General features: G+C 65.4%; 15 protein-coding genes. 8 read left to right on the top strand and 7 right to left on the bottom strand.

Going from position 1 to position 15,942, the window contains the following annotated elements; translation table 11 throughout:
- Window positions 1-409: 409 nt before the first annotated feature.
- Window positions 410-1,105 (bottom strand): dienelactone hydrolase family protein, encoded by a 696-nt coding sequence (locus ACGLHR_RS06870; RefSeq protein ID WP_400092836.1) that lies wholly within the window; start codon window positions 1,103-1,105, stop codon window positions 410-412.
- A gap of 244 nt (window positions 1,106-1,349) precedes the next feature.
- Between ACGLHR_RS06870 and ACGLHR_RS06865 the strand changes: the two genes are divergently transcribed.
- Window positions 1,350-2,156 carry an alpha/beta fold hydrolase gene (locus tag ACGLHR_RS06865; protein WP_400092835.1) on the top strand — a complete coding sequence of 269 codons (807 nt, stop codon included), beginning with the start codon at window positions 1,350-1,352 and terminating at the stop codon, window positions 2,154-2,156.
- 59 nt (window positions 2,157-2,215) lie between these two features.
- On the opposite strand, the gene ACGLHR_RS06860 is transcribed toward ACGLHR_RS06865, so the two are convergent.
- The 3 genes from ACGLHR_RS06860 to ACGLHR_RS06850 all read right to left on the bottom strand — a co-directional run bounded on the left by ACGLHR_RS06860 (window position 2,216) and on the right by ACGLHR_RS06850 (window position 5,543).
- On the bottom strand, window positions 2,216-3,220 hold the full coding sequence (locus ACGLHR_RS06860) for a Bug family tripartite tricarboxylate transporter substrate binding protein (protein WP_400092833.1): 1,005 nt from the start codon (window positions 3,218-3,220) through the stop codon (window positions 2,216-2,218).
- Between the two features lie 28 nt (window positions 3,221-3,248).
- Entirely contained in the window at window positions 3,249-4,658 is a 1,410-nt protein-coding gene (locus ACGLHR_RS06855) for an amidase family protein (RefSeq protein WP_400092831.1), read from the bottom strand.
- Between the two features lie 108 nt (window positions 4,659-4,766).
- A complete protein-coding gene (locus ACGLHR_RS06850; RefSeq protein ID WP_267604237.1) occupies window positions 4,767-5,543 on the bottom strand; it encodes a FadR/GntR family transcriptional regulator in 777 nt (258 codons plus the stop codon).
- 427 nt (window positions 5,544-5,970) lie between these two features.
- Between ACGLHR_RS06850 and ACGLHR_RS06845 the strand changes: the two genes are divergently transcribed.
- The 7 genes from ACGLHR_RS06845 to ACGLHR_RS06815 all read left to right on the top strand — a co-directional run bounded on the left by ACGLHR_RS06845 (window position 5,971) and on the right by ACGLHR_RS06815 (window position 12,059).
- Window positions 5,971-6,483, top strand: a complete 513-nt coding sequence (locus ACGLHR_RS06845) for a DUF6622 family protein (protein WP_400092829.1) — start codon at window positions 5,971-5,973, stop codon at window positions 6,481-6,483.
- A 61-nt stretch (window positions 6,484-6,544) separates the two neighbouring features.
- A complete protein-coding gene (locus ACGLHR_RS06840; protein ID WP_400092827.1) occupies window positions 6,545-7,453 on the top strand; it encodes a sterol desaturase family protein in 909 nt (302 codons plus the stop codon).
- On the top strand, window positions 7,446-8,561 hold the full coding sequence (locus ACGLHR_RS06835) for a sensor histidine kinase (protein ID WP_400092826.1): 1,116 nt from the start codon (window positions 7,446-7,448) through the stop codon (window positions 8,559-8,561). The genes ACGLHR_RS06840 and ACGLHR_RS06835 overlap by 8 nt, the downstream gene beginning before the upstream one ends.
- A 64-nt stretch (window positions 8,562-8,625) precedes the next feature.
- Window positions 8,626-9,444: a LytTR family DNA-binding domain-containing protein gene (locus tag ACGLHR_RS06830; RefSeq protein WP_318238220.1), complete on the top strand. Its 819-nt coding sequence runs from the start codon at window positions 8,626-8,628 to the stop codon at window positions 9,442-9,444.
- A 163-nt stretch (window positions 9,445-9,607) separates the two neighbouring features.
- Window positions 9,608-10,960, top strand: coding sequence for a metallophosphoesterase family protein (locus ACGLHR_RS06825; protein WP_400092825.1), 1,353 nt, complete (start codon window positions 9,608-9,610; stop codon window positions 10,958-10,960).
- Window positions 10,961-11,385: 425 nt separating this feature from the next.
- Window positions 11,386-11,661: a hypothetical protein gene (locus tag ACGLHR_RS06820; RefSeq protein WP_400092824.1), complete on the top strand. Its 276-nt coding sequence runs from the start codon at window positions 11,386-11,388 to the stop codon at window positions 11,659-11,661.
- A gap of 80 nt (window positions 11,662-11,741) precedes the next feature.
- On the top strand, window positions 11,742-12,059 hold the full coding sequence (locus ACGLHR_RS06815; protein WP_400092823.1) for a hypothetical protein: 318 nt from the start codon (window positions 11,742-11,744) through the stop codon (window positions 12,057-12,059).
- A gap of 52 nt (window positions 12,060-12,111) precedes the next feature.
- Here ACGLHR_RS06815 and ACGLHR_RS06810 read toward each other — a convergent pair whose 3' ends face one another.
- Genes ACGLHR_RS06810 through ACGLHR_RS06800 form a run of 3 tightly spaced genes read right to left on the bottom strand, consistent with a single transcriptional unit; the run spans window position 12,112 to window position 15,940 of the window.
- Window positions 12,112-12,696 (bottom strand): glycerol-3-phosphate responsive antiterminator, encoded by a 585-nt coding sequence (locus tag ACGLHR_RS06810; protein ID WP_400092822.1) that lies wholly within the window; start codon window positions 12,694-12,696, stop codon window positions 12,112-12,114.
- 5 nt (window positions 12,697-12,701) lie between these two features.
- Window positions 12,702-14,264, bottom strand: a complete 1,563-nt coding sequence (locus ACGLHR_RS06805) for an FAD-binding oxidoreductase (RefSeq protein ID WP_400092820.1) — start codon at window positions 14,262-14,264, stop codon at window positions 12,702-12,704.
- Window positions 14,261-15,940 (bottom strand): FAD-dependent oxidoreductase, encoded by a 1,680-nt coding sequence (locus tag ACGLHR_RS06800; RefSeq protein ID WP_400092819.1) that lies wholly within the window; start codon window positions 15,938-15,940, stop codon window positions 14,261-14,263. Before ACGLHR_RS06800 ends, ACGLHR_RS06805 begins: the two co-directional genes overlap by 4 nt.
- Window positions 15,941-15,942 lie beyond the last annotated feature (2 nt).

Below are 15,942 nucleotides of genomic sequence, written 5' to 3'. Positions count from 1 at the left end.
ACACCGTACAGCCGCGACAGCAGCTAGAAGCGCCAAAACACGTCCAGCCCATCAACCATCAAAATCGCCCAGCCGCGCCAGCAGCCAGCAGCCAGCAGCCAGCAGCCAGCAGCATCAAAACCCCGCCCACAACAGACACCCCCCGCGTCAGCGGGGCTAGAAACCATACACATCTCGCACATCAGCGGCTTGCGCAGCCCGGTCGCCAATGGGAACGCCGGAAATTTGCTCCATTCCCCTCGTCATCCCCCTACCCCTGAATAAACTCAAACAAATCCTGATTGATCAAATCGGGATTGGTAGTACACATCCCATGCGGCAGCCCCTTATAAACCTTAAGCGTGCCGTCCTGGGTAGTGATCGTACTCATGGAATGATCTCCTTGCGGGTTGGAGTGAACCCTGCCGGGTTACTGCATCGCTTGAAAGAAAGCCAGCGTCCGCGCATTGGCGGCCTTGGCTGCGTCGGCGTTGTAGTGCACGCCATCGTTGCGCGCGAAGGCGTGCATGCAGCCGGGGTACGTATGGATGTCGACTTTGGGGCGGTCGCGCAGGGCTTCCATGATCGTTGCGCGCGCTTGCGGCGGCACGAATTCGTCTTCTTCCGCAATGTGCATCAGCAGCGGCACTGACAGCTTGCCGGCTTCGGCCAGGTGCTTGTCGATGCCAACGCCGTAGTAAGACACCGCCGCATCTGCGTTGGTGCGCACGGCAGTCAGGAATGCCAGCAGCCCGCCGAGGCAATAGCCGACGGTGCCTACGCCGCCGCTCACACCCGGCTGTTTGCGTGTGGCCTGGATGGTGGCATCGAGGTCTGCCACGCCCTTGTCAACGTCGAACGCGGTGTAGAGTGCCAGCGCCTTTTTCCATTCGGCCTCGGTCTTGTCGGTCAGCTCCACATTGGGTTCTTGCCGCCAGTACAGGTCGGGACAGATGGCGACGAAGCCCTGGCTGGCAAAGTCGTCGCAGGTCTGCCGCATGTCCGCGTTGATGCCAAAGATTTCCTGGATCACGACAATGGCGGTGCCGCGTGCGTTGGCGGATGGCGTGGCCAGATAGGCGGCAAAGCTGCCGTCGGCCACGTCGATGGTAATGCGCTTGCCCATGGAAAGTCTCCTTTGCATTGGTGTGCCACTTGTACCACCGTACAGTTATAGGCGAAATCGTTGGCGACGAAAGACCAGCTTGCGTGCGCGTAGGTGGGGCCATTGACCTCATGGGCGGCGTACGTTTCTGAGCCAATGGATTGCCGCTAGGTAGAATCGCAAATGGCAACGGGGACCCGCGGTAGTCGCCGTCACTCAATCGTCATGTCGTTGGCCGCATGTTTGCACCAGGAGACATTTCAAAATGGAATCCTTCGATGACGACCTTATCCACTTCGAGGCGCACGGCGCCGCGCCGCTGCCGGCCACCGGCAATGCAGGCTTCGTGGACAATGACGGTGCCCGAATCTGGTACGCCACGTACGGGGCCGGCACGCCCGTGATCCTGCTGCATGGGGGTCTCGGCCATAGCGGCAATTGGGGCTATCAGGTTCCGGCGCTGGTCAGCGCCGGCCATCGCGCCGTGCTCATTGACAGCCGCGGACATGGCCGCAGCACGCGCGATGCGCGACCCTTCACCTATGAGTTGATGGCGTCCGACGTGCTGGCCGTGATGGACGCCTTGCACCTTGATAAGGCCGCCATTGTGGGTTGGAGCGACGGTGCTTGCATCGCCTTGATCCTCGGCATGACAGCCCCTGAGCGCATCGCGGGGGTGTTCTTCTTTGGCTGCAACATGGACCCCAGCGGCACAAAGAAGATCGCGCCGGGTGCGATCATTAACCGATGCTTTGCCCGGCACGCCATGGACTATGCGCAGCTGTCAGCCACGCCGGACGAGTTCATTGCGTTCGTGGGCGCGGTCAGCGAGATGATGAAGACCCAGCCCAACTACCCCGCGCGCGCGCTGGCTGATATCCGTGTGCCGGTAGCCATCGTGCAGAGCGAGCATGATGAGTTCATCAAACGCGAACATGCCGAATACCTGGCGCGGAGCATCCCCGGGGCGGAGTTGGTCCTGCTGCCGGGGGTGAGCCATTTCGCGCCGCTGCAGAGGCCGGCGTTGTTCAACGGGGCTGTGCGGGATTTTCTTGGGAAGGTTGCTTCTTGAACAAGCGAACGTGAGGGCTGCGTCCGCTTGTCGAGAATCGGCGCCCCCCTCAATCCCCCTCAATCCCCCTTGAACCCTGAAGCCTTGATCACCGGCGTCCAGCGCGCGGCAAGCGCGTTCGCATACCTGGCAACCTCATCCGGCGCACCACCAGGCAACAGGTCATACCCCGTGCGCCCCAGCTTCTCCCGGACATCCGGCATGGCCAGGACCTTGCGCACGGACTCGTACCATTGCGCGGCCACGTCGGGCGCGGTGCCCGCGCGCACGTACAGCAGGTAACGCGACGAGGTCACCAGGTTTGGAAATCCGGATTCGGCAAACGTGGGCACGTTGGGCAGCGCGTCGGCGCGCTTGTCGCCGGCCACCGCCAGCACGCGGAGCTTGCCCGCGCGGTGGTATTCCATGAAAGTGGTGGTTGCGTCCATGCCGGCCGATATCTGGTTGCCCATCAGGTCCGTGACAAGGGGTCCGCCCCCGCGGTAGGGCACCAGCGTGCTGCCCGTATGGGACTGTGCGACGAACTCCACCGCCAGGAAGTGGAGCAGCGTACCAACCGTACTGATGCCAATGGAATGCTCGGAAGGCCGGGCCTTGGCCGCCTGGACAAAATCGGCCAGTGTCTTGATCGGCGAACTTGCACTCACCGCCAGCCCGAACTGAACGCCAGCCACGTCGGTAATCGCCTTGAAATCGGTGACGGGATTGAAGCGCATGTTGTTGTAGATCAGCGGGCCGATGAACATCGGATCCACTGGCGCCAGCAGCACAGTATTGCCGTCGGCGGGCGCGTTCTTCAGGACTTCTGCCGCCACGCGCGTGCCGGCGCCGGGACGGTTGTCGACGATGACGGTGCGGCCCATCGCGTCCTTGAGTTTCTCCGCCAGCAAGCGTCCCATGAAATCGGCCGGCCCGCCCGCAGGGAACGGCACGATGATGCGCGAGACGGTCTGGCCCCAGGCCGCGCGCGAGATCGCGCTGCCGGTACACAGGACGGCGGCGGTACCGGCCAGCATGGCCCGGCGCGAGAGGCGCACGGCGTCGAGAGGGTTGTGGTCGTTCATGCGTTGCTCCTGGTTTGTTTGCGGGGGATTACCGGGCGGTGAATGGGGTGAAGTGCGCTGCGTCTTCGATGACCTGGCCTGCTTGCAGCAGCAGGTCTTCCCTGAAGCGCCAGGCCATCAGTTGCACGCCAACGGGGATGCCGCCGGCCATGCCGGTGGGTACCGAGAGCCCCGGCATGCCGAGCATGGCTGTGGCGAGCAGCGGGCTCTGGGCATCGAGCAGCGCGTGCGTTTGTTCCAGCGTGCCGATGTCCGCGTCTTGCGCGCAGGGGCGCTGCCATGACACCGGCATCAGCACCAGCGGATAGTCGTGCAGGAAGACCGACCAGTTGCGCGCCAGTGTCTGGCGCCGCGCCAGCGCATCGAGAAAGCCATCGCGGCTGGTTTGCGCCATGCCCTCGATCATGTTGCGCTGGCTGCGCCGCATGGCTTCGTCGCCGTGGTGTTCCACGCCCGCGATGATGTTGCGGCGGCTGTCGTCCGTGATCAGCGTGCGCCATAGCACCGCGGCTTCGAGGAAATCGGGCAAGGCGGCTTCTTCCACCGCGTAGCCGGCTTGCTGTAGCCATTGCGCGGCACTGTCCAGCGCCTGGCTGACCGCAGGATCGATGGGGATGCCCGGGCAATGCTTGAAGAGCGCCACTCGGATCGGGCCCACGGGTGGCGGCAACTCCAGCGGCGCCGGTACCCACGCTGGATCGCGCGCGTCGTAGCGGGCCATGGCGTGATAGCCGAGCCGCAGGTCGGCCATGCTGCGGGCCATGGCGCCCTGCACCGACATCAGTTGCGGCGTGATGCTGCGCTCGGCGCTTGCGCTGGGGTTGTAGGCGGGCACGCGGCCTACCGTCGGCCGCAGGCCGGGCACGCCGCACGCATAGGCCGGATAGCGGATGGAGCCGCCGATGTCATTGCCATGGGCTAGCGCGCCCATGCCGCAAGCCACCGCGGCAGCGGCGCCGCCACTGGAGCCGCCGGGCGTGATATCCGCATCCCAGGGGTTAAGCGTGCGGCCGTGCAGGCCGTTGTCCGTGAACCAGCGCGACGAGTAGGTGGCCGTATTGCTGCGGCCGACGATGATGGCGCCGGCATGGCGCCAGTGCGCCACCACGGGCGCATCTTCGCGCGCGATATTGTCTTTCTGCGGGATCACGCCGTTGGTGGTGGCGTGTCCCGCCTGGTCCACGTTGATCTTGATGGTGACCGGCACGCCGTGCAGCGGGCCGAGCTGGGCGCCGCTCGCGACCAGTTGGTCGGCCGCATCGGCACTCGCCAGCGCTTCCTCGGCCAGCACCTCTGCCAGCGCGTTGATGCGCGGGTTGAGTTGTGCGATGCGTGCAAGCACGCTGGCCGTGGCCTCGCGACACGAGATGTCGCGGCTGCGCACGGCGGCGGCGATGTCGACGGCGCTCCAGCGCCACAGCGTTTCGGGGGTGTTCACGTTGGGACTCCAGGAATTTCGGGCAAAAGGATCCCGCCCCCCATGCAAAGCGGGAGTTCGGCGAGGCGGACGGTGGGTGCCGGCGGGCAAAACCCGCGCGACGGCGGGTTAGTCGCTCGGGTGCATCAGCAGGCTTCCCCGGTCGACGCGTGATTCGGCCTCAAGGGCGAGGGCTTCGGCGTGCTCCATATGCTCGTGCATGAGCGCGCGCGCACGGTCGGCATCGCGCGCGCGGAAGGCGTCCATCAGGCCCGAGTGGCTGTGGATGATTTCGTCGTCGAAGCGGTCGAAGCTCTCCTGCGCGTTGCGCACGACAATCACGCGGCGAATGATGTCGTTGAGCAGGCGGCAAAACAGCGCCAGCATGGGGCTGCTGCACGCATCGGTCAGCCGGTCGTGAAACAGCAGGTCCGCTTCGCGCCGCTCGTTCCAGTCCGCGCTGCCGCCGTGCGCCGGATGGCTCAGGCCGATCAGCGCATCGAGATCGGCCAGGTCGGCATCGGTCAGGCGCAGTGCCACGTTGGCAGCCAGCTCGGGCTCCACCGCGCGCCGCAGGGCGTAGAGCGTGGCGATATCGACCGGCTGGAAGTAGAGGAAGTTGGAGACGGCTTCCAGGCAGCGGTCGTACGAAGGCTGCGCCAGCGTGGCGCCGCCGTTGGGCCCGGTGCTGACGGTGACCAGGCCCTGCACCTGCAAGGCGGCCAGCGCCTCGCGCACGGTCCCGCGCGCCACGCCCATCTGCTCGATGAGCGCGGCCTCCTGCGGCAGCTTGTCCCCCACCTTCTGGTGCGTCTGGACGATCCAGCGCTTGATGTCGGTGACCACCTGGTCGGAGCGCTTCACGCGCCTGGTGCCCGATATTTTGGGCTTGGGATCCTTGGACATCGCTTGCAGCCTATTTATGATCATAATTATCATGATTATGATCGGCTGGCTGGTTCTTCCAATACGGGTATTCCCTGCGAGCTCGCATTCCCTATGTGCGTTTTGGCTTTGTTCAGGAGGGACGTTTCGAGAAGCGGATACGTCTGCCCGATGGGTCATACCTGGCGGATATCTCCATGGCCAGATTTCCTCAGCCTGGATAGAGGCCAATTGGCACTCCCCCGAAAGCGAAGCTGGGTACACCCGGCACCAGCTGCCACGCGCCCGGCTGGCAGCCACGCGTTGGTGACTCGCCCGGCACCGCCTACACTTCGCGACACCATCCGGCGTTTCATCGCAGTGACCTGCCCACCGCGCAGGTGTGCGCCGAACATGAGCACCATCGCGTTTCCCCCTGACAAGACGCTGACAAGACTGGAAGCCCGCCATGCTCACCGGAATCCTCCACCACACGCCCCTCCGGGTCTGGGCCTTGCTCGCGGGCCTGATCGCGCTCGGCCTCTCGCAAACCGTCCCCAGGCGGATGACGCCGGCCCGCGCCACGGCAGTGCCCATCGCCATGGCACTGGTCTCGCTGGGCGGTGTCATCTCGGCCTTCTCGCGGCAGCCGCTCGCGCTGCTTGGATGGGGAGTCGGCGTGGCTGCCGCCATGACGCTGGCCAACGCCATCGGCTCATGGAACGGCATTCGCTGGCTGGAGGCGGATCGCCGCCTGATGGTGCCCGGCAGTTGGGTGCCGCTGGGGTTGATCCTCTGCCTGTTCATCACCCGCTTTGCCGCAAACGTTGCCATGGCAGTGAACCCCGGCTTGCTGTGGCAAGGTGGCGTGGCGATGCCGATCGGCTTTATCTACGGTGCCGTTAGCGGTATCTTTCTGTCACGCAGCCTGGCCACCTGGAGGCTGACCCGGCAGGCAATGCCCAACAGCGTGCCGGGCTGATCACTCAGGCCGCCACTGAAGCCAGCAACCGCTGTCCCGAACTACGTCCAGGCCTGCAGTCATGAACGCACTCGAGAAGTTTCAGCTGTTTATCGCGGCCCCGTCGGTGCTGGCATTCGCCTTGATCGAGGCCATCATCTTGTCGCGCCGCCAGCGCTACGACTGGCGGGCGTTCGGTGTGTCGGCGCTGGACCTGGTGGCGCGCATTGCGGTGGGGATTGCCTTGCCGCTGTCGATCGCGGCGCCACTGGTGCGGCTGGCTTTCGAGCACCGGTTGATGACGATCCATCCCAGCGGCTGGATCGCGCTGCCGCTGCTCTTTATCGGGCAGGAGTTCTGCTACTACTGGTATCACCGTGCGGCGCACAGGGTGCGATGGTTCTGGAGCAACCACGCGGTGCACCACTCGCCGAACCAGCTGAACCTGTCGGCTGCGTTTCGCATCGGGATTCTCGGCAAGCTGACGGGCACGGCGCTGTTCTTCGCGCCGCTGGCGTGGATTGGCTTCGAGCCGCGGATTGTGTTTGCCGTGTTGTCGCTGAACCTGCTCTATCAGTTCTGGATACATGCGACGTGGATTCCGCGGCTGGGCTGGCTGGAGGGGATCATCAATACGCCATCGGCGCACCGGGTGCATCACGCGTCCAACCTTGAGTATCTGGATGCGAACTATGGCGGTGTGCTGGTGGTGTTCGATCGCTTGTTTGGCACCTACGTGAAAGAGCGCGAAGACCTGCCCTGCCGGTATGGCCTGGTGCATCCGATCGAGAGCGTGAATCCGCTGCGGATCGAGTTCACGCAGTGGGTGCATCTGTTGCGCGACCTGGCCGGGGCGCGCAGCCTGCGTGCGTTCCTCGGGTACTTGTTCATGCCGCCGGGCTGGACGCCGCATGGCGAGGGCAATACCACGGCGGAACTACGCGCGCGGCGCCCTCAGGCCGAGATGTCGCGGGGGGTTGCCGGTGGCTGACATCCGGCCCCAGCGCATCACGCGCTATCCCGCTAAGGAACTGGCCTGGCTGTGGCGCGAACTGCGGATTGGCGTGCCGGTGGCGTTCGGCGCCGCCGGCTTCTTCACCATCTTGTTCCGCGAGCCGTTTGGCGCGAGCCTGGCCTATTCCCTCTGCATCACGGTGATGATCCAGTTCCTGATAAAGGTGGGCCGCTATGGACTGCTGCGCTGGCTGCCGGATCACTCGGCAGGGGCCACTCCCGGCGCGCCCGCCACGCAGCGGCGCTGGCCGGACTGGAAGTGGATGGCCCCGTGGATTGTCGTGTCGGGCGTGGCGGGCTACTTCGGCGGGCATGCGATCGGCGACGTGCTGACCGGCGGCCATGGCGCGCCGGCGGATCTGGCGCAGAATCCGCGCGCCCTGCTGCTGAGCATGACGGTGGTGCTGGTGCTGGCATTCGCCATCTCCTACTTCCACTATGCACGCGGCCGCCTGGCGGCGGCGGAGGCGCGCGCGCAGGCGGCCATGCGCAGCGCCGCGGAGAATCAGCTGCGGCTGCTGGAGTCGCAACTGGAGCCGCACATGCTGTTCAACACGCTGGGCAACCTGCGCGTGATGATCGGCCAGGATCCGCAGGGCGCGCAGGTGATGCTGAACCAGGTGATCTCGTTCCTGCGCGCCACGTTGCAGGCCTCGCGCTCCGGCCCGCATCCGCTGTCTTGTGAGTTCGATCGCATCGCGGACTATCTGGCATTGATGCAGGTGCGCATGGGCGCGCGGCTGCAGATCGAGCTCGACCTGCCAGCCGGGCTCGCCAGCTTGCCGGTGCCGCCGCTGCTGCTGCAGCCGCTGGTGGAGAACGCCATCAAGCACGGCCTGGAGCCCGTCGTATCGGGCGGCTGGATCAAGGTGACGGCGCGACGCGAAGGCGGCGAACTGGTGCTCTGCGTGCGCGATACCGGCGCGGGCTTGAGCGAACTGCCGCCCGGCTCGGATTGCTTTGGCACCTCGCAGGTGCGTGAACGGCTCGCCCAACTCTATGGCAACGCGGCGAGCTTCCAGTTGCTGCCCGCCGGGGATGCCGACGGCGGCACGCTGGCCATCCTGCGCCTTCCCGTATCCTGACCAACTGAACAACTGCCCGACCGCCCGACTGGCCCACTGCCGCCCCCTGCCCTCTATCGCATCCATGCAAACTACTGCCCTGATCGCCGAAGATGAAGCGCTGCTGGCCGCGGACCTCCAGGCGGAGCTGGTCCGCCTGTGGCCCGAGCTGGACATCGTCGCCACCGTAGGCGACGGCGATGCTGCCGTAGCCCAGGCGCTCGCGCTGCAGCCGGACCTGCTGTTCCTGGACATCCGCATGCCCGGCATGAGCGGGCTGGAGGCAGCGCAAACCCTGGCCGAGGACTGGCCCGACTCCGCTAGGCCGTTCCCGCTCATCGTCTTCGTGACGGCCTACGACACATACGCCCTGCACGCGTTCGAGCATGCGGCCGTCGACTATGTGCTGAAGCCCGTGCAGGCAGAGCGCCTGGCAAAAACCTGCGCGCGCCTGCAAGCCACCTTGCAGCAGCGTGCGGCCCCGCAGGCGGCCTCGCCGTCGCTGGACGCCGCCATGGACCAGCTGCGCGCGCTGCTTGGCGCCGGCATGCCCAAGCCGCTCGCCGCGCCGGCGGCCAGCCCGTTGCAGGTGATCCAGGCGAGCGCCGGCAATACCATCACGATGGTGCCGATTGCCGAGGTGCTGTATTTCGAGGCCGCGGACAAGTATGTGCGGGTGGTCACCGCGCAGCGCGAGCACCTGATTCGCATGTCGCTGCGGGAGCTGCAGATGCGGATCGATCCGGCGTGCTTCTGGCAGGTCCACCGCAGCACCATCGTGCGCTGCACGGCCATTGCCAGCGCGCTGCGCGATGACAGCGGCAAGCTCACCCTGACCTTGCGCGACCGGCCGGAAAAGCTGGGCGTCAGCCGGCTTTATGCCGACGCGTTCAAGGGGATGTAGGTGCCATGCCGCCGGAGCCGCATCTGCGCCCCGTTCTACAGCCCCCCTATGTTCGTTCCCGCACTGACCGAAGGACAAGGTAGTGCATAGATAGAGCCAATTTGCCCAGCAAGTCACATGACTGCGCCTCATCGCATCGAGAGCGGGGCGCTTGGAGCGACAGATGGCACATCTTCCTGATAGTCCCGGCGACGAACACGAAAGCGAAATCACGCTGGTGCTCAATATGGAGCCCGAGGTATTCCTGGGGGTGCGCGATGATTTTCTCGCGCGCCTTCACGCGGTACTCGGCGTTGAACCTGGCGCCATCGAGATCACCAGCATCCGGCACGGATGCACCAAGGTATCGCTAAAGAGCAGCAGCAAGATCGCCGCCAGTATCCTGGCCCTGGCGAACGCGTCCGCGCTGGCCGAGCAGGAAGAGTCGGAATTCCGCATCTGCTTTCGCGTGCGCTCCGGTCACTTCAGCGAGCACGAGGTGCTGATCCGGCGCGACGGGCGCGAATTCACGTGGCTCCATCTGTCGGACGTGCACTTTGAAACCGCTGCGAACGCCCATGCGGGCAGCCAGGACCGCGTGAAGAAGGCGTTCCTGGACGATCTCGAATCCGTCCTTGACGATGACGATCTCAAGCCGGATGCCGTCTTTGTCACCGGCGACATATCCAAGACCGGGACGCCCGCGGAGTTTGACAAGTCCTTTGATTTCTTCACGCAATTGCGGGACAAGCTACCCAACAAGCGGGCTCGCTTCCTGTTTGTCCCGGGCAATCACGATGTCGACCGGGGCGTCGTCAAGCGCTTCACCCGGGAAGAGGAAAGCGCCAAATCCCGGCTCACCGGCAACGAGGCGATCATCGACTACCTCACCTCCCCGGCCTGCAAGGACGATCGCGATCGCGTGTTTGCCAGGCTGGAGAACTATTTCGTTTTCCTTGGCAAGTGCCAGGCGCTGGGCCAGCCCGCCATCAATCATGGGTACTTTTACACCGACACATGGCAGCACAGCGGCATCACGGTTGGCGTAGCAGGCATGAACTCGGCCTGGCGCTGCAGCTCTGACGGGGATCGCGACAACCTGATACTTGGCGTGCCGCAGATCGACGCCAGCATCGACGGGCTGGCCGGCGCGGATCTGCGCATCTTGCTGCTGCATCATCCCGCGGAGTCGGACTGGTTTATCCGGGACGACATTCTTTACCAACGGGCAAAGCTGGGATCGTTCGATTTCGTGCTTCGCGGGCATGAGCACGATCCCCACGGCGCGTCCCTGCGGCAACTGGATGCGGATCCGAATTTCCGCTTCGCCGCCGGTGCGCTATACACCCACGAGAAGTACCCAAAGAGCTTCAACGCTGTGCGGGTGAACCTGGATCACGGATCCGCACGCCTGTTTTACTGGCGCCTGTCGACGGGAAAAATGGAATGGGTGCGGGACGTGGATTTCCACAGGGATGGCAGCATCCAGTTTCCGCTCGGCCAGAAGATCAAGGCGCGCCTGGCGGCGCGGGCTTGACCGCATCCACAGGCGTGGCGGACGCTTGCGCGCCACGCCCGCCCTCCCTTTGCCTGGCCACATCTTGTACGGCGCGGCTCACGGCTGCCTGCAGCGCTGGCCTGCTATCGGCCAGCGCGCTCCCCTTCAGGCCGGCCCGATGGGCGTGAATGGCGAGCAGCTTGCATGCCAGGCGCATGTGGAGATCGTGTGCTCCGGCGATAACCCCATGCCAGCAAGGCCATCCCCTCCCGCATGATCCAGCGCAGGTGTCTGGGTGCCACCGACTCCTTGCGCAGCGTGTTGGCGCCGCACCATCATTTCCCGCCGGATTTATGCCCGCCCGCGCACACTGCGCGGCGTTGAGCCGTGGCATGCCGCGTGCGTAGTGAACGAGGAGCGCTGAGCCCGGCGCTCCTCCACCACAACCCACTCAGGAGATAACCATGTCCACCCTATCCATCGGGAACCTGCCCCGTCTCAGCGAACTTGAGCAGGCCGCCCGGATTGCCGTGACCGGCGGCACCGGCGTCTACCCCATGCCCATGATCATCCGCAGGGAGCCCGGCTATGGCGAGTTTCCGAAGGTGCCCGAGATGCCAGGGATGCCAGCGATGCCAGAGATGCCCGCGGTCCTGCGGCCGTTCCCGTGCGGCTCGCCGTTCTATCACGGGCCAACGATGGGGCCCGACTCCGGCGAGCCCAAGGTCATTCCGCTATGACCTTTTCCCCGTTGCCCCCCTTCAACCCCACGAGATCCAACGGCGCATAGATGCCGAACCCCGCTTTCAAGGAGCACGCCATGCACAACAAATCTGCCAATGCCGCCATCACCGCCGCCGCGCTTGCGGCCGCTTTGCTCGCCGGTGCCGCCCAAGCCGCCACCCCACAAGACCGCGCCCTCTACGGTGACCGTTACGGCTACAACTTCCGTGTCGGCAAAGTCGACCCGTACACCGACGGCGGCCGCACCGGCAAGTTCGACTCGTTCGGCGAAGGCGCACGCCAGGTCGACCCGTATACCGATGGTGGCCGCACCATCGCCGGGATGGACCGCAGCGGCGTATCGTCCGATCCGGCGCGCAACTTCGACGTCTACACCGACGGCGCCAGGGCCTGAGTGCCGGCCAGCGAGCGAAAGCACGCATCGCCGTGCTTTCGCTCGATCAGGCTCAGGATTTCAGCACGGGCGGTTCCAGGTTCCACAGCTTGCTGTCGCTGGTGGACACCGCCACGGCGCCTTCCCGGATCGCGCTGCGGATATCGTCCTTGTTGCAGACGAACCCCGAGGTCACGATGGGCGGCAGCGCCTTGCGGTCCTGGGTGGAAAGATGCGCGAGCATGGGTGCGGGCATCAGCTGCACCAGGTTGGGATCGCTTTGCTCCAGTGCCTTGACGCTGCGCGGCCAGGTCGAGCGGTCGGTCACGAATACCTTCTGCATCGTGATCAGGCCGGCCCGGTTTGCGCGCTGGATGGTGGCCACCCGGGTCGAGACGAGACTGGTCACCCCAATATCGGCTAAATACTCGACGCCGCCCTTGTCCTGCGACAGCCCTTCGCAGCTGTCGATATTGACGATGACGTACTTGCCGGCCTTGGTCAGCGTGGCCACGACGGGCTGCAGCTTGCGCAGCTCCACGTTGGCAACGATGCAGACCTCGGCGTGGCTCTCGATCAGGATATCGACCTGCTCGACACCGAAGAGCGTCGCGATGACCGGGTGTCGCGTCAGGCGTGCCCCGAGTGACTTATCCATAGTGCTTACCGATCCGGGTCGTGGGGCAGCTCGTCAGTCAGGCCGAGCTTCCCGGGATTGAGAATGTTCTTGGGATCCAGCGCCTGCTTGACGGCCATCAGCACCGGAAACGCGCTGCCCAGCGATTCGCGCATATATGGCGCGCGCAGCAGCCCGATGCCGTGATGGTGGCTCAACGCGGCATTGTATTTGATCAACACCGCGTTGGCGGCATCCCAGGCCTGGCGGTACCATTTCGCCCGGTTCTCCACCTCGACTTCGCCACGCAGCGAGAAGTACAGGCAGGCGCCGTCCACATAGGCATGCGACTGGTGTGCGGAGCCGGCCAACGTGCCGGGCACGGCATTGATGGCGTTGACCACGTCCGCGTAGATGGCGGGCAGGTCGCGCCAGGGGCCGGACATCTCCAGCGTGTCGGCGACAAAGCCGGGGCTGCGCTTGAAGCCTTCCGCGCTCTTGCCGGTCAGGTAGCGCGTATCCAGCCAGCGCTCGAAGATCGCTTCGCTCTCCAGCGCATCGCCCAGCTCCTTGCACACGTATTCGCTAATGGCCATCACCGCATCGACCATCTCGCGCGCGCCTTCATCGGCGATCAGCAGCACGTTGGTGTCGGGCAGGTTGAACTGCACGCGGCTCTCCAGTTCGTCATACAGGCGCAGGGCCGCGGGATTGGCGCCGCGCTGCATGATCTCGCGGCAGGCTTCCAGGCCGATGGCGAACGTCTTGAAACCATAGGCGATGGCACGGCCGTACTCCGGCAGCCGATGCAGTTTCAGGCGCACGCGCACGATCACGCCAAGCGTGCCTTCCGAGCCGATAAACAGTTGCTGCAGGTCCGGGCCGAGCGCGGCGCGCGAGTAACCGCCCACGCTGATCAGGCTGCCATCGGCCAGCACGACATCCATGCCGAAGACCATGTCCTCGATCTTGCCGTAGCGCGTGGAGAGCTGGCCGGCGCCGCGGCACGCCACCCAGCCGCCCACCGTGCTGATGGCGAAGGACGACGGCCAGTGGCCCATCGTCATGCCGTAGTCCTTCTGGATGGTCTGCTCGAACACGTCGCCGAACAGGCCGGCTTCCACCTCGACGATCTGGCTTTCCTGGTTGAAGTCCAGCACCTTGTTCAGCTCGCACACGTCCAGCACGATGCCGCCGCGCACGGGCAATGCGGCGCCGGTCACGTTGCTGCGCCCGGCCGACACCGTCACGGGAATCGCCGCCGCGTGCGCGATGCGCATGACGGCCTGGATCTGCCCGATGGTGGACACGCGCACGATGACGGCCTGCGGCGTGGCCGGCCGGCCAGCTGTCTCGCTCATCATGGAGCCGGCCCACCAGTCGCGCGTCCATGCCACCACGCTGCCGGTGTCCGTGAGCACCTCGTCGGCCACGCCGCGCAGCGCATCGATGTGCGCGGCATCGACGGTGACAGCGTTGCGTTGCAGGCCGGGTATGCCGGGCATGCTGGAGGTCTCCTTGATGGTGGCCGCGTAGGCCGGCGGCGTGTGCGCACCGACGACGTAGTTGCCACGGTTGTAGCCGCGCTTGATGGCTTCCTTGCTGATCATTGCTTCTCTCCAAGTAGAATGGATTTTTCATGTGCGACGGCGGCCAGGTAGGCATTGACCTGCTGCGCCACCACGGATTCGGACAGGCCGAGCTCGGCCTGCAACAACGCGCCCACGCGGGACGCGGCGCGCGCCGAGGCGTCGCGCGCCATCAGGCGGGCGCGGATGCGCCGCGAGAGCACGTCGTCCACGCTCCCCGCCAGCTCGTGGCGCGCGGCATAGACAACCTCGGCTTCGGTATAGGGAAGCCCGTCGACAATCGGGGCTTGCAGGCGCGCATCGGCCTGCAGGATGTCGCTGACGAAGCGAGCTTCCGTGCCATAACGCTCGCCCAGGTGGGCGGACAGGCCGCCCGATGCCACGATGGCCTGCGCGTCATATCCGGCCGCACCCAGCAGGTACGCGGATTTGGTCCGGCATCTGTTGCGCTGGCCAATCACCTTCTGGGCGGCGTCGATGGTTTGCTCGGCCATGTGCCGGGAGGTGGTCAGCTTGCCCCCGACGATGGTGACGAGGCCATCGGCGGCGGTATGGATCTCATGGTTGCGCTTGATCTCCAGCGTCTTGCCGCCGGGCGGCGCCACCAGCGGGCGGCAGCCCGCGATGCTGCCCAGCACATCCTCGGCCTTGAGGTCGGTCTTCAGTGCCCAGCGCGCGCCATCGAGCAGGAAGTCGAGTTCCTCGCGGGTGCAGCAAACATCGTCGAGGTCGCCCTCGTAGTCTTCGTCGGTGGTGCCAAGGTAAGAGACGTTGCCCCAGCGCGTGATGGTGGCGCGGCGGTTCCGCCCCGGCACGGGGATGGTCACGGTGCAATCGTTGCGGACCTTGAGCCAGGGAATGGCGACGTGCACGCCCTTGGCCGGGCGGATGTGCAGCGTGTTTTCCTCGCCCTTCTTGCGGCCGGTCCAGTCGCGCAGCCACACGCCAGTGGCCATGACGACGACGCCGGCCTTGGCGCGGATCTCGCGGTCTGCGGCATGAACGATGGCGCCATCGACCTTGCCGTGATCGTTGCGGGTGATCTCCACTACTTTCGCGTGATTCACCACTGCCGCGCCGTGGAACGCCGCGGTGCGCGCGATGTTCAGCGTGAGCCGGGCATCGTCCACGCGCGCATCGAAGTACATGAAGCCGCCGAGCAAGTTCTCTTCGTCGAAGGTCGGGCAATGCGACAGCACCTCGGCCTTGGTGAGCTTTTGATGCAGGATGCCTTCGCGCCAGCCGCCGGCCAGGTCGTAGGTCCACAGCAGGCTCTCGAATGCCTTGGACAGGCGTTTATCGAACACGCCATCCTTCTCCATCACGGGAAACAGGAACGGCAGGCGCTGCACCAGGTGCCGTGCATTCCTACGCAGGCGCTGGCGTTCCAGCAGGGAGTGACGCACCAGCCCGAGGTTGCCCTGCTCGATGTAACGCAGGCCGCCATGCACCATCTTGGAGGACTTGGACGACGTGCCGGAGGCGAAATCGCTCTTCTCCACCAGGGCTACGCGATAGCCGCGCAGGCTGGCATCTAGCGCGGCGTAGGCGCCGGTTACGCCGCCGCCGACGATGAGGATGTCGAAGGGCTCGCTGCCAAGGCGATCCAGCTGCTCCTGGCGGACCAGGCGCAGCGGTTCGGTGGATGTCATCCCGGCGCGGTCCCGACTGGGACTTCTGGATGGAAAAACCATCATGT

Origin of the sequence: Cupriavidus sp. CuC1 (assembly GCF_044627735.1) — a bacterium.
GTDB classification, from domain to species: Bacteria; Pseudomonadota; Gammaproteobacteria; order Burkholderiales; family Burkholderiaceae; genus Cupriavidus; species Cupriavidus ulmosensis.
This window is presented reverse-complemented; position numbering and strand designations above follow the sequence as displayed.

Excerpts from the sequence above, each read along its gene's own strand:
- ACGLHR_RS06870 (WP_400092836.1), bottom strand. The coding sequence starts at position 1,105 with ATGGGCAAGCGCATTACCATCGACGTGGCCGACGGCAGCTTTGCCGCC.
- ACGLHR_RS06865 (WP_400092835.1), top strand. The coding sequence starts at position 1,350 with ATGGAATCCTTCGATGACGACCTTATCCACTTCGAGGCGCACGGCGCC.
- ACGLHR_RS06860 (WP_400092833.1), bottom strand. The coding sequence starts at position 3,220 with ATGAACGACCACAACCCTCTCGACGCCGTGCGCCTCTCGCGCCGGGCC.
- ACGLHR_RS06850 (WP_267604237.1), bottom strand. The coding sequence starts at position 5,543 with ATGTCCAAGGATCCCAAGCCCAAAATATCGGGCACCAGGCGCGTGAAG.
- ACGLHR_RS06845 (WP_400092829.1), top strand. The coding sequence starts at position 5,971 with ATGCTCACCGGAATCCTCCACCACACGCCCCTCCGGGTCTGGGCCTTG.
- ACGLHR_RS06840 (WP_400092827.1), top strand. The coding sequence starts at position 6,545 with ATGAACGCACTCGAGAAGTTTCAGCTGTTTATCGCGGCCCCGTCGGTG.
- ACGLHR_RS06830 (WP_318238220.1), top strand. The coding sequence starts at position 8,626 with ATGCAAACTACTGCCCTGATCGCCGAAGATGAAGCGCTGCTGGCCGCG.
- ACGLHR_RS06825 (WP_400092825.1), top strand. The coding sequence starts at position 9,608 with ATGGCACATCTTCCTGATAGTCCCGGCGACGAACACGAAAGCGAAATC.
- ACGLHR_RS06820 (WP_400092824.1), top strand. The coding sequence starts at position 11,386 with ATGTCCACCCTATCCATCGGGAACCTGCCCCGTCTCAGCGAACTTGAG.
- ACGLHR_RS06815 (WP_400092823.1), top strand. The coding sequence starts at position 11,742 with ATGCACAACAAATCTGCCAATGCCGCCATCACCGCCGCCGCGCTTGCG.
- ACGLHR_RS06810 (WP_400092822.1), bottom strand. The coding sequence starts at position 12,696 with ATGGATAAGTCACTCGGGGCACGCCTGACGCGACACCCGGTCATCGCG.
- ACGLHR_RS06805 (WP_400092820.1), bottom strand. The coding sequence starts at position 14,264 with ATGATCAGCAAGGAAGCCATCAAGCGCGGCTACAACCGTGGCAACTAC.
- ACGLHR_RS06800 (WP_400092819.1), bottom strand. The coding sequence starts at position 15,940 with ATGATGGTTTTTCCATCCAGAAGTCCCAGTCGGGACCGCGCCGGGATG.